This is a genomic window from Acinetobacter sp. UBA6720 (assembly GCF_002454215.1).
Lineage (GTDB): Bacteria > Pseudomonadota > Gammaproteobacteria > Pseudomonadales > Moraxellaceae > Acinetobacter.
Genome location: NZ_DKIK01000120.1, coordinates 5848 through 19153, shown reverse-complemented (window position 1 = coordinate 19153; position 13306 = coordinate 5848). Strand labels below are relative to the sequence as shown.

The following is a 13306-nucleotide window of genomic DNA, read 5'->3' as shown; positions in this document are numbered from 1 at the left end:
AGGATTATTTGTTGACTCACCCTGCCCCTCAGCATTTTTCGAGGAAATTTTAGGTGAAGAATCTGAAGATACATGTGCATCTTCAGACTTGATATGTGACATAGCCTCATTGGCCGCTTCTTTTGAAAGCTGCATCGCAAAAGGCGCGCAAGGCAAAAGTGTTTGTACAAACTTGGATTGTTTCCAATATGGAGACGTTTCTACCCAAGATCCCACACCTTGCATCGTAATCAGAACAATTAACAACCCTTTTAAAGAACCAAACGCACCACCGGCTAAACGATTCAAAGGTCCGAGTTTTAAGCTCTTTAAGATGTTGTTGAGTAATGCCGTGACGAACCACGTCAAAACCACAATAACCAATACAATAAATGCAAAAGCTGCAATTTTTTGAACCACTGGATCTTCACTGAGTGAGACCATCGAAGGTGCTAGGACAGTTGCAAATTTCGCACCTAAAATCAGTGCTAGAATCCATCCTATCAAGTTCGCAAAGGCTTTGACAAATCCTTGACGCAAACCGTTAAGCCCTCCAATGAGCAATATAATCAATATGAAGATATCAATGGCATTCATGTTGTTTTCAGTGCGGCGACGCAGTCTTGAATTAAAGTTGGCCCTGTATAGATGAGGCCACTATAAACTTGTACAAGGCTTGCACCTGCATTTTGTTTTGCAACAGCCTGCTCACCCGATAAAATTCCACCCACACCAATCAACGGAATTTGACCCTTCAAAGCATCAGCAAACGCTTTTAAACACACTGTACTTTTTTCAAATACAGGTGCACCAGACAAACCACCTGCTTCATCACCAAACGGTAAGTTTTCCACACCCTCGCGTGATAAAGTCGTATTAGTCACAATCAGGCCATCAATTTTAAACTGAAGCAATTGTTTCGCAATAAACTGAATATCTTCCGCTTCCAAATCTGGAGCAACTTTAAGCACCAAAGGCACATAATGTTGTTGCTCTTCTGCGAGTTCCAGTTGACGTTTTTTCAACGTTTCTAATAGTTCTGTCAGCGCATCGCCACTTTGTAGACTACGTAGGTTTTTAGTGTTTGGAGAGGAAATGTTGACCGTAATATAAGAGGCATAGTTATAGACTTTTTCTAAACAAATCAAATAGTCATCTACTGCTTTTTCTACTGGAGTATCGGCATTTTTACCAATATTAATGCCCAAAACACCTTTAAATTTTGCTGCTTTGACATTTTCAATCAGTTGATCCACGCCATCATTGTTAAAACCCATACGGTTAATAATAGCTTTGGCTTGCGGAACACGGAACAAACGTGGCAAAGGATTCCCTGCCTGAGGACGTGGGGTAATGGTACCAATCTCAATAAAACCAAAACCTAAACCTGCCAATGCGTCAATATAAGCACCATTTTTATCTAGGCCAGCAGCTAAACCCACAGGATTAGGGAATTCGATGCCCATACATGTCACCGGTTTAGCCGCTATATTTTGACGCATTAAGCCAACTTTATGTGTCAATTTCAATAGCGATAATGTTAGCTCATGTGCACGCTCTGGTGCTAAAGTAAACAACAAAGGGCGGGCAAGAGAATACAACATATCTGCAAAAGTCTACTGCTTTTTAAGTCGCCATATTATAGGCATAGCCTAGCTAAAACACCATGCCTCGTCTGGCTTTATTTTTAGCGATTATTTCACGCTCGCCGATAATTTAATCTGCCCTGCATCTGAGACCAATTCCATCTTTTCAATACTCAAACCATTTTGTATTAACTGCGTCAGAAAATTGGCCAAAATCACATAGTTCTGGTGGCTCACGACCAACTGAATTTGTTCAGCATTTTGCTGTGAAGTAACCGATAAGCCTTGCTGCTGGGCGATACGCTGTATTTGCTCCATCGGTGTTAATTGCCCATCAGAACTTGACTTCATGGTGACTGCATTGCTCTGCATCCATGTCATGGTTTCCTTGAGCTGATTCACGCGTTTTTGCTGTTTCTCTGCCGCAGCATGGGTATACCAAAGTGTAGCCCCTATCGAGCTCACCAAGACGAAAACGACCAAGAAGATAGCCAATATACGGTCGCGCGGTGTAAGACGGTCAAAATAAACACCGATTACCTCTAAACGCTGATCGAAAACTGTTTGTAAATTTTGCATGGCTTTCATTATTGTATTTTCACCATTCCAATGGCCCCACCCGTAGTCGGCTGGATATTGCCTAATTCAACCTGAAAACCTTGTTGGTTCAGTTGCTGAGTAAGTGCTTGCAAAGCGTCTGCCGAATTTGCCTTCAATTGCATATTCAAAGTATTCGCTTCATATACCACCTGATTGGCCACAATTTGCTGTTGCATCAATACAGGACCAACTCGACTAAGCAAAGATAAAGCTTGTGCATCAGCTTGTTTATTCATTTTTAGCTGGTATTCAAACTGACTTCGTAACGTTTGCTCGGTCACAGGATAATTCGCACCAAACCAATATTTAAATTGATCGACAGCTTGAACCGCAACTTGGTCTGCTATTTTTTTGTTTTGATACCAACGAGTTGTATCATAAGCGAGTTGCGTCACAATCAATGCAACCAAGACCGCAGCACAGGCTTTCCAGTAACCTCCTGAGCTGCTCTGCTCTTTAACTTTAGGTAACACATTCCACGGATGTTGCTTTGCTCTTGGCAAGGCAACCCACTCATAGTGAAAAGACTCTAGCTGCTCCTGTGTCACACGGGCACTTAGACTGTGCATGTGTGAAGCAGTAAAATTACAAATTTTATATTTTTGCTCAGGCGCTTGATAATCTAAGAACACCGAAAGATCATCAATCGAGCCACCCAACCATGTATTAGAACGAAATAACAAGCGTTCTTCAATACAGCCCAGTATAACCTGTTCTGCTGTCGGTTCTGGCAGAATCAAAAAGTCTGGTAATAGACTCACCAATTTCACAGGAATTAAGCTAAGTGCATGTTGCAATGTTTCTAAGCGATGATTTGCAATACCTAATACCGTTAACTGCTCAGGCGCTTGAAAGTGGTGTAGAACCTTCATCTGGTCAATTGAGCTCAGCACATATTCTTCGAGCAAATATCTCACCCCTTCAGCACCCAATTGTTTGTATTGAGCCTTAGGTATGTTTTGCTGAATCATTTGCACATCTCGACTTGGAAAGAAAACGGTTGCTTCCTCACCATGATGAGCTTGTATATCTTGGATCAATTGCTCAAGTGTATAAGCAGTTTGCCATCTTTCCCCTGTAGACCAGTGCCATGTTCCATCGGCTTCGGGCATCCAAATTTGCAACATGTATTATATTCTGCCGTTTGAATTATTTTTTATATACTAGGTATAAATGCTTTTGTTTGTGTCGACAAGCCCTCTGCAATGACTGCTTGCTCATAAATACGAACTTCTGCCAAAGCATAAGGGTTAAATGATTCTGTTACCAAAATAGATGCTATATGTGCCACCACATTCATATGACATACCACAACAATAGACTCATAGGGTAAATGTGACAACCACTCAACCGCAGCCTTAGCATCGTCATCGGGTTTAATAGTATTACACACCACGACAGGCACATCAGCAAAATGCTGTTTAATGTGCGCCAAGGTTTCCTGTGCTCGTAACAAAGGGCTCACGACAAATACATCTGGTTGAATACGTGACTTTAAAAAGTCAGCAGTCTGTTCAGCTTGTGCATGCCCTCTTTCTGTCAATGGTCGCTTGCTATCATTCCCCATCATCGGTGGCGCAGCTTCACCATGACGAACTAAAGTCAGTTGCATAAAAAATCCTTATTCAAATCCTGATTATTTTAATTAATTTTTATGACAATACTGTCACTTTGGACATTCAACAGCCCATTTTATCAGCCTTTTTCTATCATTTTAAACTTCATGATGTGGTAAAACGAATTCCACATCACTTCGATGTCCATTTTTCATCAATGAAAGCGCAATTGTCATTGGCGGTGCATTTTCAAATATCACACTGTATAACGCGCTAGTAATCGGCATATACACATCCAACTCTTCGGAACGCGCTTTCACTTGCACAATGGTATTGATCCCTTCTGCCGTTTGTCCGAGTTCAGTGGTTGCCTGTTCCAAACTCTTGCCCTGCCCCAATGCAAACCCTACTTGATAATTGCGACTGAGTGGACTGCTACAGGTTGCAAATAAATCCCCCACACCAGACAAGCCCAAGAAAGTGAGTGGGTTTGCCCCTAACTTGACAGCAAAACGGCTCATTTCAGCTAAAGCACGTGTCAAAATCATACTCTTGGTATTTTCACCGACTTTATAGGCTGCCGCCATACCCATTGCAACAGCATAAATATTTTTAAGCGCACCGCCCAGTTCGACCCCATGCACATCATCACTAGCAAAAACACGAAATAATGCACTATGTAACGCTTGTTGCACTGCATATCGCACTAGCTCGGACTCGCTTGCAATCACTGTTCCGGCTGGTTGTCCCGCAACAATTTCCTTGGCCAAATTTGGACCAGACAATACCCCATAAGGCACTTCAGGTAACTCAGAACGAATAATATCACTCATAAAACTAAAGGTATTGGCTTCGATACCTTTGGTCAAAGACACCACCGCTTGCGAAGTAATAAACGGTTTGATTTGTTTGAGGACATCACGAAAAGAATGACTTGGAATCGCCACTAAAATAATGTCGCGATCACGAACCGCCTCTTCTATATTTGAAACTGCACGCAAACCATCTTCCAATTTAAAATCAGGCAAATAGCGTTTATTCACATGCGTCGCATTGATATCCGCCGCAACGGCTTCATCACGAATCCAAATCATGGTATCGCAACCATTACGAACAGCCGTATTTGCCATAGCAGTTCCAAAACTACCACCGCCCAAAACCGTAATACGTAGTGCTGTTTTTTGATTCACTGCTACAGGTTCAACCAAATCTGAAAACTTTAACTCTGACATTATTTTTATATCCTAAAACGGAACTATTGATTCCAATAACTTACGTAATCTTGGGTTTGAATCTCAGCACGTGGAGGAATCGCTTTAAATGCTGTACCAATGTATAAAATACCTGAAATCAAATCATCTGCGGTGAGGCCTAAAGCCTTTTTTAAATATTCCGATTCCACCACTGCTCCACTACGCCACATACTTGAAAAGCCTTGCGCCTGTAATGACAAAATAAAGTTTTGAATCGCAGCACCACTACTTAAAGTCTGCTCAAAATAAGGGACTTTCGGGTGTTGTTGAAACTTGGTTAAAGCCAATACCAATAAAGGCGCACGAAAAGGATGATTTTTGACCCGATCCAACTGTGCCACTTCCGTTTCACCTAAATCTGCCAAGGCTTGTGACAAAAGCTCACCAAATGCCTCACGCTGATCTTCAGCGATTACAATAAAACGAGTCGGTTTTAAACGATGGTGGTCAGGTGCAGTCAAGGCAGCTTGAAAGGCCCGTTCTAATTGTTCCGCATTCGGTGCAGGTTCGACTAAATGTCCAAGCGATTGACGTTGATGCATATTTTGATGAACGATATCTACTTCGAGTTCCGTCATTGGGTGCTTAATCTTTCAAATTAAAAAATACGTTTTAGATTAGCATACTCTGAAAAGTTTGCTCTAGCGCTTCGTTATGAAATACCCATTTTCAGCAAAACTTATTTTTAAAATCCAAAAATCTTATAGAAATGTATCGAAAAGACCATATTTTTCGTACATTTCTTTCACCTTAGACTCTAAAAGCTATGTTCAAATACAACCATTCATTTATTAAACACAACTGGGCTACGAAAATGAAAAAAAATATCGTTATGGCTGGAACAGCTGCTGTGATACTTCTTCTGAGTGCTTGTGCATCAACGCCAAGTAACTCTCTCGCTATACAAAAAGCAGATAATCAATACGAAGTTACAGGTATTGGTAAAACTGCATTGATTGCAAAAAACAACGCGATTGAAGCAGCAGCGAAAACTTGCGGTTCTAAAGCAACGGCGATTGTGAGTGATGAAAAAACTGAATATCAAGGTGCTTTAAAAGGCGTAGTGAGTGACGAAACTGGAAAAATGATTCAAGCAGCCGCATCTGTACTAGGCTCTATTTCGGGTACAAATTCAGGCATTAACCAAGACAGTGACTATCAAACAGTCCTGACTTTTTCTTGTAAAGCAAAATAAAGATGCCATAAAAAAAACCGCTCATCTGAGCGGTTTCTTATACCAATCACTTCAAACGATTAGCAATAGCCGTCTAAACGTGTCAAGGGAAGTTTTTGCCCAATGGCTTTTTCAATTTCTGGTAGATAGAACGCATCATCTTCAGATAAGAAACTGATACTCACACCACGCGTACCTGCACGACCTGTACGACCAATACGGTGTACATAGTCATCCGACTGTTCAGGTAAAGTGAAATTCACCACATGCGATACACCATCTACATGGATACCACGACCCGCAACATCAGTTGCAATCATAATATTATGTTGACCATTTTTAAATTGATCTAACATTTTCAAACGTTTGTCTTGTGCAATTTCACCAGACAACATCACTACTTTATAGCCATCACGCTTTAAGTTGTCATAGAGCTTACGCACTTGATCACGACGATTGGCGAAAATCATGACTTTTTCAATGGGCTCATCGCGTAGAATGTCTTGTAGCAATTTATATTTATCAGATTTTGCGACCATGTACACACGTTGTTCAACATCTGCATTGGTTTTCTTTTCTGGCTCAATTTCAACGGTTACAGGTTCAAACAACCATTGCTGTGCAAGGTTTAAAACATCGTAACTAAACGTTGCAGAGAACATCAAAGTCTGACGTTGTTCCTTGCGCGGTGAGAAACGGACAATACGTTTGACTGAAGGAATAAAGCCCATATCCAATAAGCGATCGGCTTCATCAATAACCAAAAACTCAATTTGGTCGAGCCAGACTTCTTTTTGCTCAACAAAGTCAATCAGACGACCAGGAGTTGCAACCATAATATCGACTGGTTTTTTATCAAGTTGTGCTTTTTGTTTATCAAAATCAACACCCCCCAACAAAGTCACGACATTTAAATCGGAGAATTTCGTGAGTTCTTTGGCATCGCTTTCAATTTGTAGTGCAAGCTCTCGCGTAGGTGCCAAAATTAAAGCACGTGGTTCACCACGATAACGTTGGCCTTGAATCGGGTTATTTAGCAAATCGTTAATTACGCTCACTAAAAATGCAGCCGTCTTCCCTGTTCCTGTTTGTGCACGACCAATTGCATCATGTCCTGCCAAAGTGAATTTTAAAACCTTTTGCTGAATAGGCGTCATATCCTTAAAACCTAAAGCATCAATGGCTTGTTTCAGTTGAGGATGTAAATTTAAGGTTTCAAAACCTGATGACATATATGTGCGCTCTGACGGAAAATCACGAAAATCGAATCGTATTATAAACAAAAAACGCCCCAATTTACATTGGGGCGTTTTTAAGTACTATCAGACGATTAGTCTAAAGGTTGTACTTCTTCAGCTTGGAAGCCTTTTTGACCTTTTACAACGCTGAATTCAACGCGTTGGCCGTCACGAAGTGAACGGTGGCCGTCGCCTTGGATAGCACGGAAGTGAACGAATACATCGTCACCGCCATTGCGTTGGATAAAGCCGAAGCCTTTAGTGTCGTTGAACCATTTAACTACGCCTTGTTCACGAGCTGTCATAAGTTAATCCTCATTGTATTTAAAAGAAGGACCACCCGGTGTTGCAAACAGCAGACCAAACAAGGTTTAAAAATATTTATTATTTCTAAGCTTGTAATCATTCTGTATAACTATTAACAAAATCCCGGTTACATCCATTTGTAAAATAGGCGTTAAAACAATTTATAGTTGTATTAAATCCCAGTACGCGACGAGCTTAACATGGGTTAAAAACAATTCATACCCTTTTTTTGATTAATCGTCTTTTTTAATTCAGCATATTTTTTAACTAGTTATTTGTAATTTTTGATATAGCGACTATCGGCCTATAAAATATGAAATAGTTGGGTTTTGGCACTGAATTTGCTAATATTTCTATCCGCCTAAATGTTGTAAAACTTAGCCTAACTATATGAGTAATATTGAACAAAATATCAACATTATTGATGCAATAGGACAACCTTGCCCTATGCCTTTGTTGTTGCTTAAACGCGCACTCAAAAAGAGCACTCATCAACATTTGCTGCTAAAATCGTCTGATCCACACAGTCAAGCCGATGTTACACGGTATTGCGAAATCCATCATTTATCTTGCGTTTTGAAACAAATTAATGCGCATGAATTTCACTACTTCATTGAATCTTAATTCTTTTCGATTACACTAACTGTATTCACATTTTGCATAAAAGTTTACATTTCTATACCCAATTTTCCATTATTCGCTGGAAGTTTGGATTAAGATAAAACTCAATGAGTGGGTAAAAATGAAAATCCCTAAGGAGAACACATGAGTGACAGCAGCAATCAATTGATGCCCCTGTCATTATCAGCACCAGGTGTAAACTTGGGTGCTTATATTAGTACTGTCAACCAAATCCCGATTTTGACAGCGGAACAAGAAAAAGAGCTAGCTGAACGCTACTATTATGACCAAGACCTCGATGCAGCCAAACTTCTAGTCATGTCGCATTTGCGTTTTGTGGTTCATATTGCCCGCAGTTATGCAGGCTATGGCTTACCTCAAGGTGACCTTATTCAAGAAGGTAACTTGGGCTTAATGAAAGCCGTTAAACGTTTCGACCCGAACATGGGCGTACGCTTGGTCTCTTTTGCAGTACACTGGATTAAAGCCGAAATTCACGAATATGTGATCCGTAACTGGCGTATTGTCAAAATTGCGACCACCAAGGCACAGCGTAAACTGTTTTTTAATTTACGTAGTCTGAAAAAATCGTCTAAGAAGTTGACTTTACAAGAAGCTCAATCCATTGCAAATGATCTGAATGTCACACCAGAACAGGTGTTGGAAATGGAAGGTCGTTTGACTGCCTATGATGCGGCATTTGAAGCTCAAGGGGAGGATGACGATGAAGGATCAACTCACGTTGCGCCCGCTTTGTATCTTGAAGATAACCGTTATGATCCTGCTCGTTTAGCAGAAGAGGACGACTACGAAGAACAAAGCACCAATGCCCTGCATGATGCCATGGAGCAATTGGATGACCGTTCTCGAAATATTTTACAGCGTCGTTGGTTAGATGATGAAAAATCGACCTTACACGAACTGGCTGCTGAATATAATGTTTCAGCAGAACGTATTCGTCAGTTAGAAAAAAATGCCATGGAAAAAATTAAAGTAGCAATGTCATCGAACTAAGTTGATATAGATATAGAAAAGGGCGAAATGCCCTTTTCTTTTTTGTAAATAAATGAGGCTTTTTGTCTTTTAACCTGTCTTCAAAATATGCTACTTTGTTGCGCACAGTGATATAAGTAAAGCATTGCCTATGTGGATTGCGATTTCAGCGCTAAATTTAGCGTTTGCCGTTATATTAGGTGCCTTTGGCGCACATGGTCTCAAAGCACGTGCTACTGAAGCTCAATTGGCTTGGTGGCAAACGGCAACTGATTATTTTTTTTATCATGCGCTTGGTTTACTGGCGCTTGGCATTTTGGCCAAAGTCATCCCGCAACTTCCCATCAAAACCAGCTTTTTACTGATCCAAGTCGGCATCTTCTTTTTCTGTGGTTCCCTGTATGTCATGGCATTGGGCTTACCGCGTGGCCTAGGTGCAATTACCCCGATTGGTGGCGCATTGATGATTGCTGGTTGGTTGGTTCTGGCATGGAATGCCATGAAATATGCCAAGTAAACAACTAGAGATGAGCACAATGCAGATTTATTTAAACGGCGAACTACAGCATACCGAATGTAAAACCCTGCTTGAGCTGGTGCAAACCTTTGCACTTGAAGGCAAACGTTTTGCTGTTGAGCAAAATGAAAACATTATTAGTAAAAGTAAATTGGAACACACCCCAATTTGTGCAATGGATCGAATTGAAATTATTCATGCCGTCGGTGGCGGTTAATACGGAGTTCACATGCAAGACAGCCCTCTCATCATTGGTTCTAGATCATTTCAATCTCGTCTACTGGTGGGCACAGGTAAATATAAGGACCTGCAAGAAACCGATTTGGCCATTCAAGCCAGTGGCGCAGAAATCGTGACGGTTGCAATTCGTCGCGTCAATATTGGTCAGCATCCCGATCAACCAAACCTATTGTCCGTGGTCCCACCTGAAAAATACACGATTCTCCCGAATACAGCAGGCTGTTTTGATGCCAATAGTGCCGTGCGTACCTGTATGTTAGCGCGTGAGTTATTAGACGGTCATAACTTGGTCAAGCTTGAAGTATTGGGCGATGAAAAAACGCTGTATCCAAACATTACCGAAACATTGAAAGCGGCACGTACCTTGATTGACGATGGTTTTGAAATCATGGTCTATACTTCAGATGACCCAATTGTGGCGCAAGAGCTTGAAAGCATGGGCTGTGTTGCCATCATGCCTTTAGGCAGTTTGATTGGTTCGGGTCTAGGGATTTTAAATCCACACACGATTTCTATCATTAAAGAAAATGCCAAAGTTCCTGTGTTGGTGGATGCAGGTGTGGGAACGGCAAGCGATGCAGCCATTGCCATGGAACTCGGCTGTGATGGCGTGTTGATGAATACTGCGATTGCTGCCGCTCAACAGCCAATTTTAATGGCTTCTGCAATGAAAAAAGCAGTTGAAGCGGGTCGAGAAGCATTTCTCGCAGGCCGTATGCCTCGCAAACGTATGGCCAATGCAAGCTCACCAGAAACGGGTTATTTTTTTAAATAATCTATTGATCTGTGTTAAGTAATCAAAAAGGATTCTTCGGAGTCCTTTTTTATTTATTTCAACATAAGTCAGTATTTTATGCTGACTTAGCTTGTAGGGACATGCCGTCGTACTCTTTGATACACTCAATAATATCCATCTTCAAATATCTATAACCATATAAAAATGAGAGGAAACGATGCCCATGCAACAATGGATCAGACCAACACTCATAGTCAATGCCCTATTTTTTATAACACTCGCAAGCAATGCTTGGGCCAAAGCAGAGGCAAAACCTACTCTCAAAACGAGCTACCAAGCTTTTGTGCCAAAAAACTGGAAGGTTTTAGAAAAAGCCCAAGGCGATTTAAACCAAGAGGGTCAAGCGGACATTGCCCTGATTATTGAAGATACTAATCCTGAACATATCGTTAAAAATGATCGCTTAGGCAGTGATCTTCTCAATATCAATGAACGAAAGCTTTTGGTTTTATTGAAGCAGACTCAGGGTTATCAACTTGCAGCGACTAATACTACTTTGCCGACGGAAGGCGACCTAGAGTCCCCTTGCCTCGCAGATCCACTCGGTGAGACTGAAGCGTTAAGCATTCAAAAAGGCGTGCTCAAAGTTCATCTGCACTACTGGTTAAGCTGTGGTTCATGGTATGTGACCAATCACACGTATACCTTTCGATACCAAGACCGTGCATTTAAACTGATTGGTTATGATGTCGATGATTTCCACCGTGCATCGGGCGACATCACGGCACAAAGTATTAACTTTATGACAGGCAAAGTAAAAAATACGACAGGTGAAAATGAATTTGCTGAAACTACACAACCTGTCAAAGTTCAATGGTCAACACTCAAACAGCGCTACGCATTGAAACTCGAACAGGTTCAGTTCAATGAACCACTTGAGTTTAAATAGATAGAGCGAAGAAAAGCTTTATCAAACTCATATGCATCGCTTATTGCGCTTCTAAAATACGGATTTGCACCTGAGCAACTGCACCTTCCGTTGCTTGAGCATGTTGCTGCATATTAACACTGTGCATATGTGTTTCTAAATGCTGCATGCTTTCCCATTTTTCATAGATCATGATTGAAAACGGTACTTTGGTCTGTAATGCACTCTCAACAGAAGGATGATCAATATGCACGTCATAGAGATGGCAACCAGGCTCTTGTAAGACCTGCTCACGAATGTTGTTGAATGAATCAAGAACCGTTTTAAAATCTTGCTCTGAATGACAAATAATTTCAGCTATTACAGTTAACATCGTTGCCTCTCCGAATTAAGCAAAAACTTGCGTCAAATGGTTACGGTACTGCGCCATATAGGCTTCAACTTCAGGTGCTTTAATCACATCATTCACAATAAATGTCGGTAAGGTTTGCATTCCTAAGAACTGATTGGCTTTGTGAAAAGGTAAATAAACCCCGTCGACCCCAACCCCATGAAAAAATTGTTCAGTATCGTTAAATGCATCCATCGGTGCATTCCATGTCAACGACAGCATATAGTTTTTATCGTGAATCAGACCGCCTGAACCATATTTTTTTGAAGCATCTGCACGTGAGCGACCATCACTGGCATACAGACTACCATGCCCTTCGGTAAAGACATCATCAATATACTTTTTCACAGTCCACGGTGCACCCATCCACCAACCCGGCATTTGGTAAATCACGGTGTCTGCCCACAGAAATTTCTCCACTTCGGCTTTTGCATCATATTCGCTGTCAGCACGGGTCACTTGAACCTGATGTCCTAAGCCTGACAAGACCTCTTGCGCAAGTTCAGTCAAGGTATCGTTTAACTGGCCATTCGAGTGTGCAAAGGTTTTTGCACCGTTAATTAATAAAATATTTTTCATTGGAAGAACCTAGAAGCCAAAATCTATATAGGCACTATAGAGACTCTGTTCAGCGCTAAAAAGTAGTGAATCTGCAAAATATTATTGACTAAATATCAACAATAAATTTTAAAGTACAAAAAAAGCGCCTTTCGGCGCTTTTTCAATGCATTAAAATTAAGGAATTAGACCTTCATCTCGCATTGCAATTTGTACTGACTGACGTTCAGCCACTTTATTACGGATAAAGATAATATTTTTATACGGTGATAAATCATGTTCGATGCCATTTGACCAATTGGTGAGGACAAATAAATATGCATCCGCAGGGCCAAAATTATCATCGACCAAATAGTCATGATCCGACTCACCAATTTGTTTGTCGATATAACTAAGTAAACGATCAATCTCTGCATAGGCTTTTTCTTTGGCAGCAACATCTAATGGCGCACCGAAGAAAACAGCATAAGCATCGTGCAATTCAGAGTTTAAATAACCTAGCCATTCTAAAACTTTGGCACGCCCTAAGCCTGATGGCGGAATAAGATCTTGTTTTGGATCATGTTGTGCTAAAAATGGCAAAATGGCTACATTTTCAGTCAGAATCAAACCTGGATTAATTTCTAAAGC

Annotated in this window: 19 protein-coding genes; 7 read left to right on the top strand and 12 right to left on the bottom strand. The window is 40.9% G+C overall.

The genetic code is table 11. From position 1 onward, the window contains the following. From B4F08_RS10505 to B4F08_RS10475, 7 genes are all read right to left on the bottom strand, one after another. The coding region (locus tag B4F08_RS10505) for a CvpA family protein (RefSeq protein WP_291374329.1) at window positions 1-576 on the bottom strand (576 nt) is incomplete at its 3' end. Then, window positions 573-1583: a quinone-dependent dihydroorotate dehydrogenase gene (locus B4F08_RS10500; RefSeq protein WP_291374328.1), complete on the bottom strand. Its 1011-nt coding sequence runs from the start codon at window positions 1581-1583 to the stop codon at window positions 573-575. The genes B4F08_RS10505 and B4F08_RS10500, both read right to left, overlap by 4 nt. Window positions 1584-1673: 90 nt before the next feature. Then, the gene (gspM, locus tag B4F08_RS10495) at window positions 1674-2153 is read right to left on the bottom strand and encodes a type II secretion system protein GspM (protein WP_086208393.1); all 480 of its coding nucleotides are present in this window, start codon (window positions 2151-2153) and stop codon (window positions 1674-1676) included. Continuing rightward, window positions 2153-3292, bottom strand: coding sequence for a type II secretion system protein GspL (gene gspL / locus B4F08_RS10490; RefSeq protein WP_086208394.1), 1140 nt, complete (start codon window positions 3290-3292; stop codon window positions 2153-2155). Before gspL ends, gspM begins: the two co-directional genes overlap by 1 nt. Before the next feature lie 29 nt (window positions 3293-3321). Continuing rightward, window positions 3322-3777, bottom strand: a complete 456-nt coding sequence (sixA, locus tag B4F08_RS10485; protein ID WP_086208395.1) for a phosphohistidine phosphatase SixA — start codon at window positions 3775-3777, stop codon at window positions 3322-3324. 102 nt (window positions 3778-3879) lie between these two features. Then, complete coding sequence (locus B4F08_RS10480) at window positions 3880-4953, bottom strand: NAD(P)H-dependent glycerol-3-phosphate dehydrogenase (protein WP_086208396.1); 1074 nt, start codon at window positions 4951-4953, stop codon at window positions 3880-3882. Window positions 4954-4976: 23 nt separating this feature from the next. Continuing rightward, complete coding sequence (locus B4F08_RS10475; RefSeq protein ID WP_086208397.1) at window positions 4977-5552, bottom strand: nitroreductase family protein; 576 nt, start codon at window positions 5550-5552, stop codon at window positions 4977-4979. A 236-nt stretch (window positions 5553-5788) separates the two neighbouring features. Here B4F08_RS10475 and B4F08_RS10470 point away from each other — a divergent pair, with 236 nt between their 5' ends. Beyond that, window positions 5789-6169, top strand: a complete 381-nt coding sequence (locus B4F08_RS10470) for a hypothetical protein (protein ID WP_110975281.1) — start codon at window positions 5789-5791, stop codon at window positions 6167-6169. 59 nt (window positions 6170-6228) lie between these two features. Here the strand turns inward: B4F08_RS10470 and rhlB are convergent, their stop codons facing one another. Then, the gene (gene rhlB / locus B4F08_RS10465; protein ID WP_110975280.1) at window positions 6229-7380 is read right to left on the bottom strand and encodes an ATP-dependent RNA helicase RhlB; all 1152 of its coding nucleotides are present in this window, start codon (window positions 7378-7380) and stop codon (window positions 6229-6231) included. A 98-nt stretch (window positions 7381-7478) separates the two neighbouring features. Next, window positions 7479-7691, bottom strand: a complete 213-nt coding sequence (locus B4F08_RS10460) for a cold-shock protein (RefSeq protein WP_004648643.1) — start codon at window positions 7689-7691, stop codon at window positions 7479-7481. Between the two features lie 391 nt (window positions 7692-8082). Here B4F08_RS10460 and B4F08_RS10455 point away from each other — a divergent pair, with 391 nt between their 5' ends. From B4F08_RS10455 to B4F08_RS10430, 6 genes are all read left to right on the top strand, one after another. After that, window positions 8083-8316 (top strand): sulfurtransferase TusA family protein, encoded by a 234-nt coding sequence (locus B4F08_RS10455; protein WP_119063508.1) that lies wholly within the window; start codon window positions 8083-8085, stop codon window positions 8314-8316. Between the two features lie 141 nt (window positions 8317-8457). Next, the gene (gene rpoH, locus B4F08_RS10450) at window positions 8458-9327 is read left to right on the top strand and encodes an RNA polymerase sigma factor RpoH (RefSeq protein ID WP_086208401.1); all 870 of its coding nucleotides are present in this window, start codon (window positions 8458-8460) and stop codon (window positions 9325-9327) included. Between the two features lie 130 nt (window positions 9328-9457). Then, window positions 9458-9823, top strand: coding sequence for a DUF423 domain-containing protein (locus B4F08_RS10445; protein WP_004982244.1), 366 nt, complete (start codon window positions 9458-9460; stop codon window positions 9821-9823). A gap of 19 nt (window positions 9824-9842) precedes the next feature. Further along, entirely contained in the window at window positions 9843-10040 is a 198-nt protein-coding gene (gene thiS / locus B4F08_RS10440; RefSeq protein ID WP_078388931.1) for a sulfur carrier protein ThiS, read from the top strand. Between the two features lie 12 nt (window positions 10041-10052). Continuing rightward, the gene (locus tag B4F08_RS10435; protein WP_004696243.1) at window positions 10053-10838 is read left to right on the top strand and encodes a thiazole synthase; all 786 of its coding nucleotides are present in this window, start codon (window positions 10053-10055) and stop codon (window positions 10836-10838) included. Between the two features lie 184 nt (window positions 10839-11022). Continuing rightward, on the top strand, window positions 11023-11748 hold the full coding sequence (locus B4F08_RS10430; protein ID WP_291374327.1) for a hypothetical protein: 726 nt from the start codon (window positions 11023-11025) through the stop codon (window positions 11746-11748). Window positions 11749-11788: 40 nt separating this feature from the next. On the opposite strand, the gene B4F08_RS10425 is transcribed toward B4F08_RS10430, so the two are convergent. The 3 genes from B4F08_RS10425 to B4F08_RS10415 all read right to left on the bottom strand — a co-directional run. Continuing rightward, a complete protein-coding gene (locus tag B4F08_RS10425; protein ID WP_291374326.1) occupies window positions 11789-12100 on the bottom strand; it encodes a putative quinol monooxygenase in 312 nt (103 codons plus the stop codon). Window positions 12101-12115: 15 nt separating this feature from the next. Next, window positions 12116-12697 (bottom strand): NAD(P)H-dependent oxidoreductase, encoded by a 582-nt coding sequence (locus B4F08_RS10420; RefSeq protein ID WP_291374325.1) that lies wholly within the window; start codon window positions 12695-12697, stop codon window positions 12116-12118. Window positions 12698-12853: 156 nt separating this feature from the next. Next, a partial coding sequence (locus tag B4F08_RS10415; RefSeq protein ID WP_291374324.1) for a glutathione binding-like protein occupies window positions 12854-13306 on the bottom strand: 453 nt, incomplete at its 5' end.